Genomic DNA, 19086 nt, shown 5'->3' with positions numbered 1-19086 from the left:
CCGTCAGCGACCCGATCTTGGTCCATCCGCGGCTTACACGGTTGTCATGACACGGCCGCCCCACGCCTCATCCCCCGACGACACGCACCCCGCCCAGCCCTACTGAGAAAACCTCAATGTGGCATTGGGTGCGTCAGACGCACCGAACGCCACATTGGGTGCGTCGCATGCACCCAATGCCACATTGGGGCGCTGTTCCCCGCCACCCTCAGACCGTCATCACAATCAAGCTTCGGGGTGCCCCACGCAACCAAGGACGGCAATGTCGCCGCCAGGCGACGAGCCGAGACTCAAACCCCAGGCTCCCCAACCAGCACCTCATCAGCAAACCCAGCCGCCAGCGCCCGCAACCCAGCGTCCAAGTAAAGCGTGAGATCAGCATCAGCCCGAGCAGACCACCGCTCATAAGCCGCCCGACAGGTCGCCAACACAGCCCGCCCCACCGCCAACGGATACAGCGAATCCTCAGCCTGCCCAGTACGCCGAGCCACAAAGCTGATCACAGCCCGCTCCCAGGCGTCGTAATGCCGAGTAGCACTGGCCGCCAGTTCAGCCACAGTGCTGAGCAGATTCATCCGCATCCGCAGCTCAGGCACATCCTCGGCCCGATAATGATTGGCCGCCAACACCGCCCGCCGAACTGCCTCCAGCACGGGAATGCCCTCCGGAGAATCAGCGAGCAACTCCCGGATCGTATCCACCTCGGAGTCGAACTCGTTCCACAACACGTCGGACTTGGCGTCGTAGTACCGAAAGAACGTCCGCCGGCTGACCCCGGCAGCGGCCGCGATCTGATCCACGGTCGTCTCGTGGAACCCCTGCTCAGTGAACAGCCGCAGCGCGATCTCCTCCAGTTGCCGCGCACTGGTCCCCCGAGGCCGGCCACGCCGGGGCCGAGCCTCGTCGACCGGATCAGCAGGCATGCCTCCCCCTCCCGCGGACGCTTCTGTCACCGGGTGACAGTACTCGCCCGCCGGCACCCCGCAGCATCGGCGGCCCACCGCGAGACGGCCAAACCCCATCCACAATGGACTGTCGAATACCAGAAGAATGCGCGACAAAAACCGCTAAGTCCGAAATAAACCGCATTCCCGATTCCGCACCCGCCACCACTCGAAAGAGGGACCTTGTGGACAGTGGACAAGTCTGTTGCGTCAGGTGTCAGATGTGAAGATCCTGCCGCAAAGCAGAATCGAGGATCCGATGAGTGAAACAGCCGCTCGCCCGGCCTCACCCGCCGAAGCCATCGCCGACCCGGGTCCACTGGGCTTAGCGGGCTTCGCCGCCACCACCTTCGTCCTGAGCGCGGTCAACGCGGGCCTGATCCCCAAGGCGGTCGAGCCCGTGGTCCTGCCGCTGGCCCTCTTCTACGGCGGCCTGGCCCAACTCCTGGCCGGAATGTGGGAATTTCGAAAGAACAACACCTTCGGTGCCACCGCATTCGGCACCTACGGCGCGTTCTGGCTGGCTTTCGACTTCTACGTCTGGCAGTTCGCGCCGAAGATCCCGCCTGCCGACGCGGCGACCGCCACCGGAATGTTCCTGTTGGTGTTCACCATCTTCACTGGCTACATGATGATCGCGTCGCTGCGCACGAACGCCGTCCTCATCGGAGTCTTCGTCCTCTTGTTCCTGACCTTCCTGTTCCTCACCATCAGTGAACTGGGCGGCGCGGAAGGCGCGGGCAAGATCGGCGGCTGGCTCGGACTGGCCACCGCGGTGGTCGCCTGGTACGGCTCGTTCGCGGTCGTCACCAACGCCACCGCGGGCCGCACGGTGCTCCCGACCGGCCCGATCGGCAAGCGCTAAGCACGCTCAGCGGGTTCGTGCAGGAAGAGGATCAGGCAGCCGCCGCGGCTGAACGTCTGATGCTCGACCTGGGCGGGATAGTCCACGAAGTCGCCGCGAGCGCGGCGAGCCGTGACCCGGCTGCCGTCCGGGAAGACCAGCTCGTCGTCGGCTTCCCCGTCCAGGAACAGGAACCGGTGCGCGGTCGGATGCGGATGCCGCGCCGAGAACGACCCGGGCTCGAAAGAGGACAGTCCGACGACGCGTTCGTCGAAGGTCTCGTCGAACGCCACGTCGAGCAGCAACCGGAACCACAGTCCGGGGCCCGATTTCTGCCAGCCGGAAGGCCCGAACGCGTCCTCAGCCGGTTCCCCGAGCCGCTCGCCGCTGATGCTCAGCGCGAGACAGCCGTCCGGACTGGACAGTGCGCCGTCAGCGGCGAGGTAAGCACCGGCGCGATGGTCCGCGAGAGTGCCTTCCAGCACCAGCACCCGGTCGCCAGGATCGGACAGCACCGCCCCGGCGCCCAGCCGGACCAGCGTGAACGAGTCGCCAGGGGACTGCAACAGGTCCTTCGTCCAGACCCCGGGCCCGGCCTCGGTCCAGCCTGCGGGAGAAAAAGTCGCGGTGTGGCTCGGCATGGCATCCCTTCGAAGCGTCACCTCGACGATGCCGACGCGCGAAACCGGATGGCAACCGGAACGCCGCGACACTGCCCGAAGGTCACTCGGGCCGGTCCTCGCCGCGCACCCACGAGTCGAGCACGATCAGAGTGCGCGTGCTGGTGATCCGGTGGCTGCGCCGCAGTTCGTCGATCGTGCTCTGCAGGTGCGCCATGTCGCGGCTGCGCAGCCACACCACTGCGTCCGGGTCGCCGGCGATGGTGAACACCGCCTGCGCTTCCGGGATCCGCGTGGTGGTCTCCACGATCTCGGCGACGTTCGTGCTCCCGAAGAACCGCAGCTGCGCGAACGCCTCGATGCCCCAGCCGAGTTTCGCGTGGTCGACCTGCACGGTGAAGCCGGTGATCACGCCCTTCTCCCGGAGCCGGTCGACGCGCCGCTTCACCGCGGCGGTGGAGAGCGACACCCGTCCGGCGATGTCCGAGAACGTGCGCCGGGCGTCCTCGCGCAGCAACGCGATGATCTCGTGGTCGGTCGCGTCCAGCAGTTCTTCGGCCATGAGCGGCATCGTACGCAACAGATCTGCCCGATCCGCCCTCTCGCGCGTCATCCTTTGCGTCCTTGCCACTACAGTGGCCGGGCACGTTGCGCCCGGGCTCAGGGGTGGGGTGAGGTGGCTCACGTCCCAACGGCGGGTGCCCGTGGGCTGATGGCGTGCGGAAGGGAAGTGCGGATGAACGCCTTCACGTTGGAAGACCGGTACGTGCGCGAAGCGGGCACTGTCTACTTGACCGGGGTGCAGGCGCTGGTGCGCGTCCTGCTCGACCGGATCCGGCTGGACCGGCAGAACGGCGCGGACTCGGCGGCCTTCGTGTCGGGGTACCAGGGCTCGCCGCTCGGCGGGTTCGACCTGGAGCTGGCGCGGCGGTCCGGTTTGCTGGCCGAGCACAACATCGTGCACAAGCCGGGCGTCAACGAGGAACTCGGCGCGACCGCGGTCATGGGCAGCCAGCTGGCCGCCCGAGCGGGCACGATGCGCCCCGACGGCGTCGTCGGCATGTGGTACGGCAAGGCCCCTGGCCTCGACCGGGCCACCGACGCGCTGCGGCACGCGAACCTCGCGGGCACCGACCCGCGCGGCGGCGCGGTCGCGCTGGTCGGCGACGACCCCAACGCGAAATCCTCGACCATCCCGTGTGCGTCCGAGCACGCGCTCGCCGACCTCGCGATGCCGGTGTTCTTCCCGGCCGACGCGCAGGACGTGCTGGAGCACGGCAGGCACGCGGTCGAACTTTCCCGCGCGAGCGGGCTGTGGTCCTCGATGAAGATCGTCGCGAACGTCGCCGACTCCGGCGGCACCGCGCTGGTCGATTCGGAATGGACCGCGCCGGAAATGCCCGAGGGCGCGTACAAGCACCAGCCGAACAGCCGGCTTCTCGGGCCGGAGCTGATCACGCTCGAACACAGCCTGCACCGCGTCCGGCTGCCGCTCGCGATGGAATACGTGCGCGCCAGCGGGATCAACCGGATCGTCCGGTCCGGACCGAACGACCGCGTCGGCATCGTCACCGCTGGCAAGTCCTATTTGGACCTTCGGCAGGCGCTGCGGATGCTCGGTCTCGACGAGTCCGAGCTGTCCCGCTACGGCATCCGGCTGCTGAAGCTCGGCGTCGTGTACCCGGTCGAACCGGGCATCATCAAGGAATTCGCCGAGGGCCTCGACGAAATCCTGGTGATCGAGGAAAAGCGCGCACTGGTCGAACCGGCGATCAAGGAAATCCTCTACGGCCGCACCGGCGCGCCGCGCGTGTACGGCAAGTCCGACCAGCACGGGCAGGTGCTGTTCACCGAACTCGGCGAGCTGGACCCGGACCGCATCGCCAGCGGCCTGGCCAAGCGCCTGCCGGAAGCGGAACCCGTCGCGGCGTGGAAGGGGCGGCGTCGCCGCGAGCGGATTTCGGTGCCGCTGCTGGCCCGCACGCCGTACTTCTGCTCCGGCTGCCCGCACAACTCGTCCACCAAGGTCCCGGACGGGACGCTCGTCGGTGCCGGGATCGGTTGCCACACCATGGCTTTGTTCATGGAGCCGGAGCAGGTCGGCGAGGTCGTCGGGCTGACCCAGATGGGCGGCGAGGGCGCGCAGTGGATCGGCATGGCCCCGTTCGTCGAGACGCCGCACCTGATGCAGAACATCGGCGACGGCACGTTCATGCACTCCGGCAGCCTCGCCGTGCGCGCGGCGGTCGCGGCAGGCGTCGACATCACGTACAAGCTGCTCTACAACTCCGCGGTCGCGATGACCGGCGGTCAGGACGCGGTCGGCGGGCTTTCCGTGGAGAAGGTCGCCGCGCTGCTGCTCACTGAGGGCGCGGCGAAGGTCGTCATCACCTCGGACGCGCCGCGTCGACTGCGGAAGCGGAAGATGCCGCGCGGGGTCGAGGTGCGTGACCGGTCGGAACTTCTTCGTACGCAAGAAGAACTGGCGGCGCATCGCGGTGTGACGGTGTTGATTCACGAGCAGGAGTGCGCGGCGGAGAAGCGGCGCAAGCGTCGTCGGGGGAAGCAGGAAGCGCCTGCGCGCAAGGTCTTCGTGAACGAGCGCGTTTGCGAAGGCTGCGGCGACTGCGGGGTGAAGTCGAATTGTCTTTCGGTGCAACCGGTCGAGACGGAGTTCGGCCGTAAAACCCAGATCCACCAGGCTTCGTGCAACGTCGACTACTCGTGCCTCGACGGCGACTGCCCGTCGTTCCTGACCGTCGTCCCGACCGGCGAGGTCAAGCGGCGGCACCTCGCGCCGATCAGTGCCGATGTCCTGCCCGAACCGGCGAAAACCCTGTCCGACGTCGCTGTGCGGATCACCGGCATCGGCGGCACCGGCGTGGTCACCGTCGCGCAAATCCTTGGTGTCGCTGGGGTTCTCGACGGCAAGCAGGTGCGCACCCTCGACCAGACCGGGCTCGCGCAAAAGGGCGGCGCGGTTGTCTCGGACGTGAAGATCTCCACCGGCGCCGTCGAACAGGCTCCGAAACTCGCCAACGGGGAATGCGACCTTTACCTCGCGTGCGACGCGCTGGTCGCCGCCGACCCGGCGTACCTCGGCGTGGCTGATGCCGGGCGGACGGTCGCCGTAGTGTCCACTTCGGAGGTTCCGACCGGGCGAATGGTGGTGGACAAGGAAGTTTCGTACCCGGACCAGTCGAGCATCCGCGGCGCGCTCGGCGACGCGACCGCCTCCGGGCACTACCTCGACGCGCGCGGCCTCGCCGAGCAGATCTTCGGCGACGACCAGTACGCCAACATCCTCCAGCTCGGCGCGGCCTACCAGACCGGCTCGCTGGCCGTCTCCGCGGAAAGCCTGGAACAGGCCATCAAGATCAACGGGACCGCGGTGGAGACGAACCTGCAGGCGTTCCGGCGCGGTCGGCAGCTGGTCGCCGATCCGGAGGCGCTCGACGCGGAACTCTCGCCGTCGTCGTCGGAGGCTCCGGCCGTCGCGGACGCGGAAGCGGTCCGCAGGGTGCGCGCGCTGGTGCGGGCCGACGGCGAACTCGCCCGGGTGCTCGACCTGCGCATCCCGGACCTCATCGCCTACCAGGACGAGCGGTACGCGCGGCAGTACGCGGAGTTCGTCGAGCGGATCCGCACGCGTGCCAGCGCTTCGGTGACCGAGGCGGTCGCGCGGAACCTCTACAAGCTCATGGCCTACAAGGACGAGTACGAGGTGGCGCGGCTGTCGCTGGATCCGCAGCTGACCGCGGAAATCGAAGCGCAGTTCGGCGTCGGCACGCGGTTCGCGCACCGGCTGCACCCGCCGGTGCTGCGCGCGCTGGGCATGAATCGCAAGATCAGCCTCGGCGGCCGCAGCGTCCGGCCCGCGTTCGCGGCGCTGAAGGCAATGCGCAAGCTCCGCGGGACGAAGCTGGACCCGTTCGGCCGCGCTGAGGTCCGCCGGGTCGAGCGGGCGCTGATCGGGGAGTACCGGCAGGCGCTGACGCGTGCCCTCGAGGTCGCCGACCGGGGCGACGCCCGCCTGGTCGAACTGGCCGCGCTGCCGGACTCGGTGCGCGGGTACGAGGAGATCAAGCTGGCCAACGTGGCGGCTTACCGGAGGCGGCAGGAGGAGCTGCTGAAGGAGATGGAAATGCCGGACTCGGTGCGGGTCGCGACTGCCTGAGGGGGAGCCGGGAGCCGCTGCGGGACGGGTTCGTGCCGCAGCGGCTTCGGGGCGAGTTGCCTGGTTGGGCCGCTGGATTCGGATGCCGGAGGGGATCCGGCAGCCGCCGCGGGGACGGATGGTGTCGCAGCCGCTCCGGTTGCTTCGGTTTGGCGACGGTGCCGCGTTAGGAGCGAGCCGTCCGCTGGAGATGCCGGGTTCCGCGCGGGGTGCGACTGCTCGGCGGGAGTCGCCGTGGGGCAGGGGGTGGTGTCGCTGCGGCGGTGATTGCTCCGGTTTGGCGACGGTGCCGGGTTCGGGCGAGCCGTCCGCCGGAGCCGCCGGGGTCGGCGCGGGTCGCGATTGCCTGAGGCTCCGGTTGCTTCGGCTTGGCGACCCTGCCGGATTAGCGGCGACCCGTCCGCTTGAACCGCCGAAGAGCGCTTCGCCGCAGAGTTGCGGCGGATTCCGCGCAGATACCCGCTGATTGAAGCGAGATCAACTACCCGGAACCCCATTCAACGCGCATTCCGTGCCCCTCTTCCGCGCGATGCCAGAAACGGCGAGGAGGCGGCCGAACCCGATCTCCGCGCCGTTTCGGCCTTCCCGTCGAGCCCGGCCCTGCCCGAAAAGCCTTGTAGGTGTCACACCAATGGGTGGTCCTGGCGAACCTTCCCGGGAGACCCGCGTCCGTCCCCCGATCGGTGGGGTGGGCGGCGCTCGGCGGGGTGCGCCGCGGGCAGGCCTGTGACCAGTGCGGACGCGCCGAATCCCCTAATGCCCCTAATCGGGGGATCGATAAAGTCCCTAGTGGGGGCCCCGGCTAACCCGGGTGACCCCCCGATGGCGGGCATTCGGCGGAGTCCTATGTTCGGAAAAGGAGCCGGCTCTGGGGCCGGCTCGTCCGTTTCTCGGACACCCCACCCCGATCCGTTGTCACCACAGGAGAATACGAACTATGGGCCCGGTGCAGACGCTGCACGAATTCGCGCTGAACCTGCTGAACGACCCGCAGTCGATGGCGGACTACAAAGCTGACCCGCAAGGCGTGCTGAACGGCGCCGGTCTCAGCGAGCTGAACCCGTCGGACGTGCAGGACATCATGCCGCTGGTCATGGACAGCGCCCCGCTGCCCGCCGCTCCCGCCGTCCCGGCCGTTCCCGCGGTGCCGGGCGTCCCGGCCGCGCCGAGCATCCCGGCCGTGCCGGGCGTGCCCGCCGTCCCGAGCGTTCCGTCGGCTGACCTGGCCGGAGCCTTCGACAAGGCCGACGCCGCCGCCGAGCCGGTCGCGCACCAGGTCGGCGACGGCCTCGGCGGCCTCGCCGGCGCGCTGCCGAACCTCAGCCCGGTCTTCGAGGGCGTCAGCAACGTCGCCGACGCGACCGGCCTGAACACCGTCACCCACGGCACCCTGGGCGCGGTCTCCGGCGTGCTGGACCACGTCGCCGCCGCGACGCACCCGATCCCGGTCGTCGGCCCGATCGTCGACGCCGCCGCGATCGACACCCAGAACACCGTCAACGCGGTGGGCGAGCACGTCTTCGACGGCAAGCTCGTCGGCTCCGCGGTGGACGCCACCACCAACCACCTCGGCGACGCGCTGACGTGGAAGGCCGTGGTCTCCGAGACCGCGAAGATCCCCGCCGTCGGCGGCCCGGTCAGCGGCGTTGTCGAGGACGTCCGCCAGGGCGGCTCGCACCTGCTGGGCACCGTCAACGAGGCGATCGGCTCGACCCCGGTGGGCGAGCACGGCGACCTCCGCGCCGACCTGGCCAACGCCACCGGCGACCTGACCTCGGCCGGCGACCTGTCCGGCACGCTGGACCACGCCGCGGGCGCGGTTCCGGGCCTCCCGGCCGTTCCGGCTCTCCCGGCCGTGCCGGGCGCGGGCGAGCTGCCGCAGGTGCCGGGTGTCGGCGCCCTGCCGCAGGTCCCGGGTGTCGGCGCGCTGCCGCAGGCCCCGTCGGTCCCGGGCGTCGGCGAGCTGTCGCACGCTCCGGAGCTGCCGTCGGTCCCGGCCGCCCCGAACGCGGGTTCGCTGACCCACGCCATCGAGGGTGCGACCGCGCACGCGCCGGCCGTCAACGCGGCCGCGCAGCACGTCACGAGCACCGTCCAGGACGCCGTCGAGACCGGCACCCAGCACGCGACGACCGGCGAGCTGCCGGACGCCGCGCACGCCGCGCCGCTCAACGAGGTGCAGAACCACCTGCACGACGTCGCGGGCGGTCTCGAGTCGCACGCGAGCAGCCTGCACCTGGACAGCCTGCACCTGGGTCACTGATCCTGGCGTAGCAAGGGTTTTCCCGCCGCGGGCCCGGACCGGACACGGTCTGGGCCCGCGGTGTTTTGTGTGCCGGCGCAAGGGTCACTGGCGTACCAGGGGTTTTTCCGTGCCGGGCAGCAAGGACAACACGGGCTGGCTGTCGAGGAAGAGGCCGCCGGTCGGGCCGTCGGGCGGCAGCGTCGCGGCCCACACCACGCCGCGGGCGCTTTCGAGCGCGGGGCGGGCGGTGTCCTCGTCGCCGCGTTCGGGATGGGTGGCGGTTTCTCCCGGATCGACGGCGTTGACGAGGATCGGGGTGTCCCGCAGCGCCGAGGCCAGCACGCCGGTCAGCGTGTTCAGCGCGTGCTTGGCGAAGGAATGCGCCGGGGCGCGCAGGCTCGCGCCGAGGTCGAGTCCGGTGGAGATCTGCAGCGCGGAAACGCTGGAAACGTTGACGATCCGGGCCGCGGGTGCGGCTTTCAGCAGCGGCAGCAACAACTGCGTGAGCTGCCACGGGCCGAGGACGTCGATGTCCAATGCGGACTGGACGGCGGCCGGGTCGGCGTCGAGCGCGGACAGGGTGGCGAAATCGACGGTGTCGCTGGCGTTGTTGACCAGCACGTCGAGGCGGCCGAAGGATTCGGCGACGTAGTCGGCGGCGGCGGTCATGGTGGCGAGATCGGCGAGGTCGAGCCGCACCGCGGTGGCGTTCGGGAGTCGCGCGGCAAGGGATTCGGCGCGGGACAGGTCGCGAGCGGTGAGGATGACGTGATAGTCCTGTTCGGACAGCAGCCGGGCGGTGGCGAAGCCGAGTCCGACGGCACGGCTGGTTCCGGTGATCAAGGCGGTTTTCGGCACGGCGATACTCATTTCACGAGTTAGTGGGCGGAGTGTTTCGGCAGGAATCCGACGAGGGCCAGCGCCACGAGGTACAGGCCGGCGCAGATGCCGAAAACCAGTTCAGCGGCAGGGATCCAGGACGGCGCGGCGGCCGGTCCGACGCGGGCGAAGAACACCGTGCCGAGCGCGGCGACACCGATGGCTCCGGCGAATTGCTGGGCGGCGTTGAGCATTCCGGAACCGCTGCCGACTTCTTCGGGAGTCGCGTCGCCGAGGATGAAGTCGAAGAGCGGAATGAACAACAATCCGGAACCGGCGCCGGTGATGAACAGCGCGGGGGCGAGTTGCCAGATGGTGACGGCCGCGCCCCAGTGCGCGATCGACCACCACAGGACGAGCAGGCCGACGACCGCGATGGCAAGTCCTAAGTGGAGCGACGTACGGCCGAGTTTCGCGGCGAGTACCGCACCGGACAGCAGAGTCGCGATGGCGGTGCCAGCGGCCCAGGGAAGCAGGGCGAAGCCGGACTGCAGCGGCGTCCAGCCGAGGCCGGATTGCAGCAGCAGGTTCACGACGAGCACGAATCCGCTGAGCGAGGCGTAAAAGCCGCCGGTGATCAGGAGGCCGAACACGAAGCCGCGCTTGGAAAACAGCGACGGCGCGATGACCGGATGGCTGCTGCGGCGTTCGGACCTCGCGAACAAGACGAAGGCGACCACGCCGGCGACCATCAGCACGTACGTCCAGACGGGCCAGCCGAGTTCGCGGCCTTGGATGAGCGGCACGATGAGCAGCGCTGACGCGGCGGTGAGCAGGCCGACGCCGCGCAGGTCGAGGCGGGCGCTGCGGTCTTCGCCGCTGTGTCGCGGCAGCACGCGCAGGCCGAGCAATCCGGCGAGGATGCCGAACGGGACATTGATCAAGAAGATCGAGCGCCACTCGCTGCCGAACAGGTTCAAGTGCAGCAGCCAGCCGGCGAGGATCGGTCCGGCGACGGTGGCCAGGCCCATGATCGGGCCGAACGGCATGAGGGCTTTGCGCAGCTGCTCGGGCGGGAAGACGACCTTCACCAGCGCGATGCCCTGCGGGATCATCGCCGCGCCGAAGAGGCCCTGGAACACGCGGGCCCCGATCAGGAACCCGGCGCTGGGCGCGAGCCCGCAGGCCAGCGACGCGAGGGTGAAGCCGGTCATGCCGAGCAGGAACAGCCTGCGCCGGCCGAGGAGGTCGCCGAGGCGGCCGGACGTCACGAGGCCGAGCGCGAACGCGGCGGTGTAGGCCGACAGGACCCACTGCAGGGTCACCGGCCCGCCGCCGAGGTCGGAGCGGATCGAGGGGCCGGCGAGGGCGGCGACGCTGGTGTCGATGAGGTCCATCAGGTCGGCGATCACCACGACGACCAGCACGAGCCACGCCTGGACCAGCGGAAGCGGCTCGGCGCGGGGAGACGAACTAAGTTCAGTAGTCACGAACTAAGTTCTAGATGACGAACTAAGTTCGTGTCAAGCTATAGTGGCGGACATGCCCGCTGATCCCCGAGAGCGCCGCGCCGCCCGGCACGCGTCCACCAGCGCCGAAGCCGCGCCGAAACCGCGGAAAGAGCCCATCACGGTCGACCGGATCACCGACGCCGCGCTGCAGGTCGTCGCCACCGAGGGCTACGACGCGCTGACCGTCCGCCGGGTCACCGCGGTGCTCGGCACCGGGCCGTCGTCGCTGTACGCGCACATCGTCAACAAAGAGGATCTCGACGATCTGCTCATCGGCAGGCTCTGCGCGCAGATCGAACTGCCCGAACCCGACCCGGCGACCTGGCGGCAGCAGGTCTTGGCGGTCTATGGGCAGATCCGCGACCTGTATCTGAAGTACCCCGGCGTCTCCCGCGCCGCGCTCGCGACGGTTCCGACGCACCTGGAAACGCTGCGGGTCAGCGAGGGGATTCTGGCGATCCTGCTGGCCGGCGGCATCGAGCCGCAGACCGCCGCGTGGGCGCTGGATTCGCTCACGCTCTACGTGACCGCGTACGCCTGGGAAGTGTCATTGGTCCGGCAACGGCAGCAGCACGGCGGCGAGTGGGTGTTCAGCCAGGAGCAGCTGATCGAGCGGTTCGCCGCGCTGCCGGAGGAGAAGTTCCCGCGCACCCGGCAGTACGCGGCGGAACTGACGTCCGGTGCCGGGCATGACCGGTTCGACTTCATGGTCAACCTGATCACGCGGAATCTGGCCAGCGAGGCTTCGGGATAACGAAAGATCCGTGAGGGGAACCCTGACGGAATCAGAGTCCCTCAGGGTTCCCCTCACGGACGTTTGGAGCAAGAGCCGCGTACGAACGCGCGGTCAGCGAGGTTCCGGAATCGCGGGGTCGCAGCAACCGGTCATCCGCGGCAGTTCGCGGTTGACCTCGGCCAGTTCGGCGGCGACCGCGTGGCACGGTTCGCACACGGCCAGGTGGCCGGCGAGGACTCCGGCCCGGCGGGCGGGCAGGGTGCCGCGCAGCCACGCGCCCATCCGGCGGCGGACTTCCTGGCACTGCGGCAATTCCGCGTCCGGCACCTGGACTTGCAGGTACGCCTGCCGGAGGCCTTCGCGGGCACGGCGGGCGAGCACGGCGACACCGTTCGGCGAAACGCCGAGTACCGGCGCGAGTTCCGCCGGAGTGTCGCCCTCGGCGGACATCCGCCACAACACTGTCCGCCAGCGGCCGGGCAGCGTTCGGTAGGCCGACCACACCAGGCGGTCTTCCGAGCGCATGACTGCGAGTTCGTCTGCGCCGCCGTCGAGATTTACGGGTTCCGGAACTGTCGCGTAGAGATCGATACGATTTTCGTGGCGGCTCCATCGCGCGAACAGATTTCGCATAGTGGCCACGAGGTACGCGGGCGCGTTCGATTCCGGGCCGCCGCCGGCCGCGACGGTGCTGAGCACGCGCGCGAAGGCTTCGGCGACCAGGTCGTCGCGTTCGGCCTGCTGGCGTACCAAGCCGGCGGCGACGCGGCGCATCAACGTGACGTGCCGCCGGAACAGTTCGCCGCCTGCCTGGCAATCCCCGGCGCGTACGGCGGCGAGGAGGTCGGCGTCGGTGCGCTCGTCCTCTCGCGCATCGGTGACCAGAGTGCTGCCCAGCGTCGTCTCCACCGTGCACCTCCCACCGGACCGGCCCACACCTCGTCACGCGGGACTACTGAAAGTAACTGGTACAGCAGTGTACTCCATATGGCGGCGGGGATCGGGCAGTCGGCCGCGCGATTCGGGTCCGGCCGCCGCTGTCAGCCATCCGGGGAAGTCTTGGCCGCTCAAGGGTATTTCGTTCGGCGGCCGACTGTCCGAAGTGGACTATTGACGCACGGTCAGGAAAACTTTCCGGCCAATTCGGTGAAATAGGGCGTCATTGCCGGGTGGTAGTCGGCGAAGTCCGGCCTCGGCGTGCTGTCGAAAGCGGCGGCGAACATGTCGAGGTAGTACTCCCAGCCGGGGCCTGCGTCCGGGATTTTGTCCGCCGAGTCCAGGTGGTGCACCAGTCGCAGTTCCGTTGCCGCGCCTCGGGACTCGAGCCGCAGCTCCATCCGCCAGGCCCCGGATTCGTCGGTCGACGAAACAGCCAGCCGGTGCGGCGGCTCGCAGGCGTCGATGCGGAGGTCCATCCAGGGTTCCTCCTCCTCGAACACCATCTGGACCTGGATCATCCGACCGGGTGCCGCGTCGCCCTTCCAGGGGCCGAACCAGCGCGCGGTGCGTTCGGGCTCGGTGACCGCGGCCCACACGTCGTCGATCGGCGCGCGGAAAGTGCGGGGCAGGACCAGGTCGATGCTGTCGGCGAGCCGGTGCGCTCTCGCGGTGGGCACGGGTTTCATGCGGTGTTTTCCTCTCCGGAAGCGGGGTCCCGGCGGCGTTCGCGACGGGTGCGGTGGACCTCGGTCTCCAGTGCGTCGAGCCGCTGCTGCCAAGCGGGCGGCGCGACCAGCTGCGTGAGCCAGGCGGTGAGTTCGGCGAATCCCTGCGGGTCGAGCGCGTAAAACCGTTGTCTGCCCACGAGTTCGTCGCGCACCAGCCCGCTTTCCCGCAGTACGCGCAGATGGCGCGACACCGCGGGCCGGCTGATGTCGAAGCGCGCGGCGATCTCCCCGGCGGGCAGCCGCTGTCGCCGCAGGAGCGTCAGAATGTCCCGCCGCACCGGGTCGGCGATCGCGTTGGCGACCAGATCCACGGTAAGAAGCGTAACCCAGCGGTTACGCTTCCGGCAACCACGTCACGGCCAGGTCGACGCGCCGCCGCGGCGTTTGCGGACCTCTTTCCCCGCGCCGGGCGGGAAACCGTGCTTGGCGAGCCGGACTTCGGCGAGCTCGTCGGCGCTGGTGACGGTGAGGAACAGGCTCAGCAGCAGGCTGATCAGCAGCGCCGCGATGATCATCCCGGCGGGCATCGGCGTGACGAGAGTGAGCACGACGTAACCCGCGATCAGCCAGGGCAGCGCCTCGACGAAGATCCGGAACGCGAAGCGCAGCACCCAGGTTCTCGCGGTCGCGTCGTGCAGCACCCACTCGCGGTACTCGTCGGGGAGTACCCCGCCGTACACGTAGTGCAGCCAGCGCACCGGGCCGGGACGCTTCATGCCCGCCGGGTACCCCGTGCTCAGGCGGTATACGCCCCGAGCTTGGCCGGGTTCATCAGCCAGAACAGCCGGTCGATGCCCTCGGCCGACGCGGACACGGTGAGCACCGCGATCACGGCTCCGCTGTGGCTCACCACCGCCGCGGGCTGGCCGTTGACGTCGCTCCAGCCCACCTCGGTGCCGGGCCAGAACCGGCTGGCGAACGCGCGGACGTACTTCGCCACCGTGACCGCGCCGACCACCGGGATCCGCGTCGCGCGGACCGCGCCGCCGCCGTCGGAGTAGCTGACCACGTCCTCGGCGAGCAGTTTCTCCAGCGTCGCCAGGTCGCCGGTGCGCGCGGCGTCCACGAACGCGGTGAGCAACCGCCGCTGTTCCGACGGTTCGACGGGCGTCCGGCGTTCCGCGGCGAGGTGCTTGCGCGCCCGGCTGACCAGCTGGCGCGCGCTCACCTCGGTGGTCTGCACGATGTCGGCGATCTGGTGGTACGGATAGTCGAACGCCTCGCGCAGCACGTACGCGGCGCGTTCCGTCGGCGGCAGCTTCTCCAGCAGGAACAGCACCGCGACCTCGAGCGCGGCGGCCCGTTCGGCGCCCAGCTGCGGATCGGCGGAGGCGTCGATCGGCTCGGGCAGCCAGGGGCCGACATAGGTTTCGTGCCGGACGCGCGCGGTCTGGCTCGCGGTGATGGCCAGCCGCGTCGTGGTGGTGGCGAGGAACGCGTCCGGGTTGCGGACGACCGAGCGGTCGCAGGTCTGCCAGCGCAGCCAGACGTCCTGGAGGAGGTCTTCGGCGTCGGCGACGCTGCCCAGCATCCGGTAGGCGATCCCGAACAGCCGCGGCCGGACCCGCGCGAACACCGAGGCGGCCTCGGCGAGTTCCTCCATCGGCGGCGCGTTCCTTTCCTGGTCCGGCGGGACATTCGCGAGCTTAGCGGGAAGGGGTGTCACAAATCGGCGAGCTGTCCGGTCCTGACTGGCGACGCTCGCGGCGGCCGTCGCGGCGGAAACGGAGGGAACGAGCATGAAGATCGTCGTCATCGGCGGGACCGGGCGGATCGGTTCGCAGGTCGTGCAGTTGCTCGAAGGGCATGAGGTCGTGGCGGCAGCGCCGAGCACCGGCGTGAACACGCTGACCGGCGAAGGGCTGTCCGGCGTGCTGCGGGGTGCTGACGTGCTGGTGGACGTGTCGAACTCGCCGTCGTTCGCCGACGACGACGTCATGGAGTTCTTCCGGCGCTCGACCGGGAATCTGGTGCGGGCCGCGCGCGAAGCCGGGGTCGGGCATTTCGTCGCGCTGTCCGTCGTGGGCGCGGACGAGCTGCCGGATTCCGGTTACCTGCGGGCGAAGGCCGCGCAGGAGAAGCTGATCGAGGACAGCGGGCTGAACTACACGATCGTGCGCGCGACGCAGTTCCTGGAGTTCGCGGTCGCGATCGCGGACACCTCGACGGTCGACGGCGTGGTCCGGCTTTCCGACGGCGGCACGCAGCCGATCGCGGCGGAGGACGTCGCGGTGGCGGTCGCCAAGGCCGCGGGCGAGCCTGCGGTCGGCGGGATCGTCGAGATCGGCGGCCCGGACGTGCTGCCGATGGACGAGTGGATCCGGCGGGTGCTGACCGCGCGGAAGGACCCCCGCGAGGTGGTGACCGACCCGGCCGCGAGGTACTTCGGGACGGTCCTGGGCAAGGACAGCCTGGTTCCGGCGGAAGGCTCGTGGCGGGGCAGGGTCGGGCTGGCGGAGTGGCTGGGCCGGTGAAGCTCGTGCGCGGCGATCCCGGTTGGAACCGGGATCGCCGCGCACGAGTTACGAGAGCTGGCCGTCGTAGTCCGGCAGTTTGAAGCCCTTTTCGTAGTCCCCGCCTTCGAGGTCGGTGGACCGGTTGCCGATGTTCGCCGTGATCGTGTAGCCCTGCTGGGTCAGGTCGGCGCGGCAGCGCTGCTTGCCCTCCGCGGTGCCCTCGCCGGATTCGCGGGTGCAGATCGCGTCGATCGGGTAGCCCGCGCCGCTCAATTGCTTGCGCGCGGAGGAGGAACTGGTCCGCGCCGTCACGAACAGGACGGACACGTGGTGCTGGCCCGCCCATTGGGCGACCGCGAGCACCGGCTTGTTCGGTTCGCCGGGATGGTATTCGGTTTCCAGCGAGGTGTTGTCGATGTCCAGCACGATCGCCAGCTTGGCTCCGCCCTGCGCGACCCGGTCGGTCAGCCACGGAATGGCCGGGTCGACGGCTTCGCGCACGTCGGACTGCCATTGCTCGTAGCTGGGCAGGTCGGACACCGCGGCCGACGCGGTGGCCGGGGCGGCGATCAGCCCGGCGACGGCGAGAATTGCGGCGCAGGCGCTCTTGACGTTCATCGGCGCGATTTCTCCTTCGCGTGGCGGAAATTGCCACCGGTCACGCTAATCTCGCCGGGAGTTTCGGTGCACCGTCGTTCGTCGGGTGATTTCGCGGCAACGGAGGGGAATTCGCCGTTCGTTCACCGGAACCTACGGGCGTGTTTTCCGCCGCGATTCGGGGTGATGATTGTCGACGCCGGTGGACAATCATCACCCCGATCCGCCGTTATCCGGCGATGGTGTCCAATTCGGCAAGGGCGTCCGCGGGCAGTTCCAGGTCGGCCGCCGCGACGTTCTCCCGCAGGTGCGCGACCGACGACGTGCCGGGGATCAGCAGGATGTTCGGCGACTGGTGCAGCAGCCAGGCCAGCGCGACCGCCTTCGGGCTGGCGCCGAGCCGGGCGGCGACGTCGTCCAGCGTCGAGGACTGCAGCGGGCTGAACCCGCCGAGCGGCCAGAACGGGACGTAGGAGATCCCTTGGGCGGCAAGGGATTCGATCAGCTTCTCGTCCCCGCGGTGCGCGACGTTGTACCAGTTCTGCACGGTGACCACCGGCGCGATCGACTGCGCCTGCGCCACCTGCTCGGCGTCGACCACGCTCACGCCGAGTTCCTTGATCTTGCCTTCCTGGCGCAGTTCGGCGAGCGCGCCGAACGGTTCGGCCAGCGAGCCCGGGACCGGCGAGTGTCCGTCCTCGCCGCCGCCGACGCGCAGGTTCACCACGTCGAGCGCCTCGACGCCGAGGTTCCGCAGGTTCGACTCCACCTGTTCGCGCAGCTGCTCGGGCGAGCGCTCGTGGATCCAGCCGCCCTTGTCGTCGCGCACCGCGCCGACCTTGGTGACGATCTTCAGCCCGTCATACGGCGCGAGTGCTTCGCGGAGCAGTTCGTTCGTGACGTACGGCCCGTAGAAGTCAGCGGTGTCGAAGTGGTTCACGCCCAGCTCGACGGCGGTGCGCAGCACCGCGAGCGCCTCGTCGCGGTCGTTCGGCGGCCCGAAGACGCCGGGTCCGGCCAGCTGCATCGCGCCGTATCCCAGGCGGGCGACGGTGCGCCCAGCCAACGTGAACGTCCCGCCGGGGAGGTTGTCGGTCAATGTTCCGCCCTTCCTTCTCGCCGCGCCGGTGCCGTCGCGGCTGTCGTCCATGGTGCTGCCGAGGGCGCGGCGCGGCCAGTACCCCTCGGTCCTGGGAGTGTCAGGGCCAGGCTCGCGGGACAGGAGCCCGATAATTTGGTATACCATTATCATGGCTTCTCTCACTGTGACCGGCGTGCGCCCGTGGGGCGGCGACCTGGCCGACATCGTCCTCGACGGCGACCGCATTTCCGACGTCCGGCCCGCCGGTTCGGCCCCGGTCGAGGGCGAACGGATCGACGGCGCGGGCCTGCTCGCGCTGCCCGGGTTCGTCAACTCGCACGCGCACGTCGACAAGAGCTGGTGGGGCAAGCCGTGGGTCTCCTACGGCGGCGTCGCGAGCACCGAAGGCCGCATCGCGCACGAGCGGGCCGAGCGGGACAAACTGGGGATCCCGAGCGTCGAGGTCGCCGAGACGGTGCTGCGCGAGTTCCTGCGGCACGGCACCACCGCGGCGCGCAGCCACGTGGACGTCGACCTGGGGCTCGGCCTGCGCGGCATCGAAATCGTGCGAGAGGCGGCGGAACGGCTCGGCGGCGCGGTGGAGGTCGAGATCGTGGCCTTCCCCCAGGACGGCGTACTGCGGCGGCCCGGCGTGCTCAAACTGCTCGACGAGGCCGCGGCGGCGGGCGCCGGCTGGATCGGCGGCCTCGACCCGGCGGGCATCGACCGCGACCCGGTCGGCCAGCTCGACGGACTGTTCGAGATCGCCGAGCGGCGCGGCGTCGGCCTCGACATCCACCTGCACGACGGCGGCGAGCTGGGCGCGTTCCAGTACGAGCTGATCGCCGACCGGACGGTGCGCACCGGGCTGCAGGGCAAGGTCACCGTCTCGCACGGCTTCGCGCTCGGCGAGGTTCCCCCGGCGCGACAGGCGGCGTTGCTCGACCGGATCACCGAGGCGGGCATCTCGCTGGCGACCGTCGCCCCGGTCCGGACGGCCCCGCTGCCGTGGACGGAGTTGTCCGCGCGCGAGGTCCCGGTCGGCCTCGGCACGGACGGAATCCGCGACCTGTGGTCCCCGTACGGCGACGGCGACGTGCTGCAGATCGCGCTCGGCTTCGCCCGGTTGCACGGACTGCGGAAGGACGAGGATCTGGTGGCGGCGGTGGAGTTGGCGACGCGGCGTGCGGCGTCGTTCGTGGGTCGTGGGCGGCATGATCTGGCGCCGGGTTGCCGGGCGGATGTGGTGTTGGTGGCGGCGGAGAACGTGCCGGACGCGTTGATGCGGGTGCCGGTGCGTTCGCTGGTGATCGCGGGTGGCCGGGTGGTGGTGTGGGACGGGGAAGTGCTCGTCTGAGCAGTTCGTCCGCTGCTCCAGCATGCCGCCGG

At 69.7% G+C, this 19086-nt stretch carries 18 protein-coding genes; 6 read left to right on the top strand and 12 right to left on the bottom strand.

Going from position 1 to position 19086, the window contains the following annotated elements; genetic code table 11:
• Positions 1 to 290: 290 nt before the first annotated feature.
• Positions 291 to 923: a mycofactocin system transcriptional regulator gene (gene mftR / locus ACFORO_RS21465; protein WP_354749721.1), complete on the bottom strand. Its 633-nt coding sequence runs from the start codon at positions 921 to 923 to the stop codon at positions 291 to 293.
• Between the two features lie 280 nt (positions 924 to 1203).
• Between mftR and ACFORO_RS21460 the strand changes: the two genes are divergently transcribed.
• Entirely contained in the window at positions 1204 to 1809 is a 606-nt protein-coding gene (locus ACFORO_RS21460) for an acetate uptake transporter (protein WP_377873897.1), read from the top strand.
• Here ACFORO_RS21460 and ACFORO_RS21455 read toward each other — a convergent pair.
• Positions 1806 to 2429 (bottom strand): cupin domain-containing protein, encoded by a 624-nt coding sequence (locus ACFORO_RS21455; RefSeq protein WP_377873896.1) that lies wholly within the window; start codon positions 2427 to 2429, stop codon positions 1806 to 1808. The two genes, ACFORO_RS21460 and ACFORO_RS21455, sit on opposite strands and share 4 nt — an antisense overlap.
• An 82-nt stretch (positions 2430 to 2511) precedes the next feature.
• Complete coding sequence (locus ACFORO_RS21450) at positions 2512 to 2970, bottom strand: Lrp/AsnC family transcriptional regulator (RefSeq protein WP_182891300.1); 459 nt, start codon at positions 2968 to 2970, stop codon at positions 2512 to 2514.
• 174 nt (positions 2971 to 3144) lie between these two features.
• Here ACFORO_RS21450 and ACFORO_RS21445 point away from each other — a divergent pair, with 174 nt between their 5' ends.
• Together ACFORO_RS21445 and ACFORO_RS21440 are read left to right on the top strand one after the other, a co-directional pair.
• A complete protein-coding gene (locus ACFORO_RS21445) occupies positions 3145 to 6585 on the top strand; it encodes an indolepyruvate ferredoxin oxidoreductase family protein (protein WP_377873895.1) in 3441 nt (1146 codons plus the stop codon).
• Positions 6586 to 7522: 937 nt separating this feature from the next.
• Complete coding sequence (locus ACFORO_RS21440) at positions 7523 to 8848, top strand: IniB N-terminal domain-containing protein (RefSeq protein ID WP_377873894.1); 1326 nt, start codon at positions 7523 to 7525, stop codon at positions 8846 to 8848.
• A gap of 84 nt (positions 8849 to 8932) precedes the next feature.
• Here ACFORO_RS21440 and ACFORO_RS21435 read toward each other — a convergent pair whose 3' ends face one another.
• Positions 8933 to 9700 carry an SDR family NAD(P)-dependent oxidoreductase gene (locus ACFORO_RS21435; protein WP_377873893.1) on the bottom strand — a complete coding sequence of 256 codons (768 nt, stop codon included), beginning with the start codon at positions 9698 to 9700 and terminating at the stop codon, positions 8933 to 8935.
• Positions 9701 to 9708: 8 nt separating this feature from the next.
• Positions 9709 to 11139 carry a DHA2 family efflux MFS transporter permease subunit gene (locus ACFORO_RS21430; protein ID WP_377873892.1) on the bottom strand — a complete coding sequence of 477 codons (1431 nt, stop codon included), beginning with the start codon at positions 11137 to 11139 and terminating at the stop codon, positions 9709 to 9711.
• Between the two features lie 52 nt (positions 11140 to 11191).
• Here ACFORO_RS21430 and ACFORO_RS21425 point away from each other — a divergent pair, with 52 nt between their 5' ends.
• Complete coding sequence (locus ACFORO_RS21425) at positions 11192 to 11914, top strand: TetR/AcrR family transcriptional regulator (RefSeq protein WP_377873891.1); 723 nt, start codon at positions 11192 to 11194, stop codon at positions 11912 to 11914.
• 93 nt (positions 11915 to 12007) lie between these two features.
• Here the strand turns inward: ACFORO_RS21425 and ACFORO_RS21420 are convergent, their stop codons facing one another.
• The 5 genes from ACFORO_RS21420 to ACFORO_RS21400 all read right to left on the bottom strand — a co-directional run bounded on the left by ACFORO_RS21420 (position 12008) and on the right by ACFORO_RS21400 (position 15166).
• Positions 12008 to 12805, bottom strand: a complete 798-nt coding sequence (locus tag ACFORO_RS21420) for a sigma-70 family RNA polymerase sigma factor (protein WP_377873890.1) — start codon at positions 12803 to 12805, stop codon at positions 12008 to 12010.
• Between the two features lie 212 nt (positions 12806 to 13017).
• Complete coding sequence (locus ACFORO_RS21415; protein WP_377873889.1) at positions 13018 to 13521, bottom strand: SRPBCC family protein; 504 nt, start codon at positions 13519 to 13521, stop codon at positions 13018 to 13020.
• Positions 13518 to 13874, bottom strand: coding sequence for a metalloregulator ArsR/SmtB family transcription factor (locus tag ACFORO_RS21410; protein ID WP_377873888.1), 357 nt, complete (start codon positions 13872 to 13874; stop codon positions 13518 to 13520). Before ACFORO_RS21410 ends, ACFORO_RS21415 begins: the two co-directional genes overlap by 4 nt.
• A 42-nt stretch (positions 13875 to 13916) precedes the next feature.
• Positions 13917 to 14279 (bottom strand): DUF5313 family protein, encoded by a 363-nt coding sequence (locus ACFORO_RS21405; RefSeq protein WP_377873887.1) that lies wholly within the window; start codon positions 14277 to 14279, stop codon positions 13917 to 13919.
• A 20-nt stretch (positions 14280 to 14299) separates the two neighbouring features.
• On the bottom strand, positions 14300 to 15166 hold the full coding sequence (locus ACFORO_RS21400; protein WP_354749745.1) for an RNA polymerase sigma-70 factor: 867 nt from the start codon (positions 15164 to 15166) through the stop codon (positions 14300 to 14302).
• Between the two features lie 136 nt (positions 15167 to 15302).
• On the opposite strand from ACFORO_RS21400, the gene ACFORO_RS21395 reads away from it, so the two are divergent.
• Positions 15303 to 16037, top strand: coding sequence for an SDR family oxidoreductase (locus ACFORO_RS21395; RefSeq protein WP_377873886.1), 735 nt, complete (start codon positions 15303 to 15305; stop codon positions 16035 to 16037).
• Positions 16038 to 16085: 48 nt separating this feature from the next.
• Here the strand turns inward: ACFORO_RS21395 and ACFORO_RS21390 are convergent, their stop codons facing one another.
• Positions 16086 to 16637 (bottom strand): HAD family acid phosphatase, encoded by a 552-nt coding sequence (locus tag ACFORO_RS21390; RefSeq protein WP_377873885.1) that lies wholly within the window; start codon positions 16635 to 16637, stop codon positions 16086 to 16088.
• Positions 16638 to 16845: 208 nt separating this feature from the next.
• Positions 16846 to 17766, bottom strand: a complete 921-nt coding sequence (locus ACFORO_RS21385) for an oxidoreductase (protein ID WP_446681614.1) — start codon at positions 17764 to 17766, stop codon at positions 16846 to 16848.
• A gap of 100 nt (positions 17767 to 17866) precedes the next feature.
• On the opposite strand from ACFORO_RS21385, the gene ACFORO_RS21380 reads away from it, so the two are divergent.
• Positions 17867 to 19054: an amidohydrolase gene (locus ACFORO_RS21380; protein WP_377873884.1), complete on the top strand. Its 1188-nt coding sequence runs from the start codon at positions 17867 to 17869 to the stop codon at positions 19052 to 19054.
• Positions 19055 to 19086 lie beyond the last annotated feature (32 nt).

This window comes from Amycolatopsis halotolerans (assembly GCF_042647905.1).
Lineage (GTDB): Bacteria > Actinomycetota > Actinomycetes > Mycobacteriales > Pseudonocardiaceae > Amycolatopsis > Amycolatopsis halotolerans.
Note: the sequence above shows the minus strand (reverse complement) of the source record. Positions and strands in the feature narration are given on the sequence as shown.

Excerpts from the sequence above, each read along its gene's own strand:
- ACFORO_RS21455 (WP_377873896.1), bottom strand. The coding sequence starts at position 2,429 with ATGCCGAGCCACACCGCGACTTTTTCTCCCGCAGGCTGGACCGAGGCC.
- ACFORO_RS21435 (WP_377873893.1), bottom strand. The coding sequence starts at position 9,700 with ATGAGTATCGCCGTGCCGAAAACCGCCTTGATCACCGGAACCAGCCGT.
- mftR (WP_354749721.1), bottom strand. The coding sequence starts at position 923 with ATGCCTGCTGATCCGGTCGACGAGGCTCGGCCCCGGCGTGGCCGGCCT.
- ACFORO_RS21460 (WP_377873897.1), top strand. The coding sequence starts at position 1,204 with ATGAGTGAAACAGCCGCTCGCCCGGCCTCACCCGCCGAAGCCATCGCC.
- ACFORO_RS21380 (WP_377873884.1), top strand. The coding sequence starts at position 17,867 with ATGGCTTCTCTCACTGTGACCGGCGTGCGCCCGTGGGGCGGCGACCTG.
- ACFORO_RS21450 (WP_182891300.1), bottom strand. The coding sequence starts at position 2,970 with ATGGCCGAAGAACTGCTGGACGCGACCGACCACGAGATCATCGCGTTG.
- ACFORO_RS21405 (WP_377873887.1), bottom strand. The coding sequence starts at position 14,279 with ATGAAGCGTCCCGGCCCGGTGCGCTGGCTGCACTACGTGTACGGCGGG.
- ACFORO_RS21385 (WP_446681614.1), bottom strand. The coding sequence starts at position 17,766 with ATGGACGACAGCCGCGACGGCACCGGCGCGGCGAGAAGGAAGGGCGGA.
- ACFORO_RS21395 (WP_377873886.1), top strand. The coding sequence starts at position 15,303 with ATGAAGATCGTCGTCATCGGCGGGACCGGGCGGATCGGTTCGCAGGTC.
- ACFORO_RS21415 (WP_377873889.1), bottom strand. The coding sequence starts at position 13,521 with ATGAAACCCGTGCCCACCGCGAGAGCGCACCGGCTCGCCGACAGCATC.
- ACFORO_RS21425 (WP_377873891.1), top strand. The coding sequence starts at position 11,192 with ATGCCCGCTGATCCCCGAGAGCGCCGCGCCGCCCGGCACGCGTCCACC.
- ACFORO_RS21390 (WP_377873885.1), bottom strand. The coding sequence starts at position 16,637 with ATGAACGTCAAGAGCGCCTGCGCCGCAATTCTCGCCGTCGCCGGGCTG.
- ACFORO_RS21400 (WP_354749745.1), bottom strand. The coding sequence starts at position 15,166 with ATGGAGGAACTCGCCGAGGCCGCCTCGGTGTTCGCGCGGGTCCGGCCG.
- ACFORO_RS21440 (WP_377873894.1), top strand. The coding sequence starts at position 7,523 with ATGGGCCCGGTGCAGACGCTGCACGAATTCGCGCTGAACCTGCTGAAC.
- ACFORO_RS21445 (WP_377873895.1), top strand. The coding sequence starts at position 3,145 with ATGAACGCCTTCACGTTGGAAGACCGGTACGTGCGCGAAGCGGGCACT.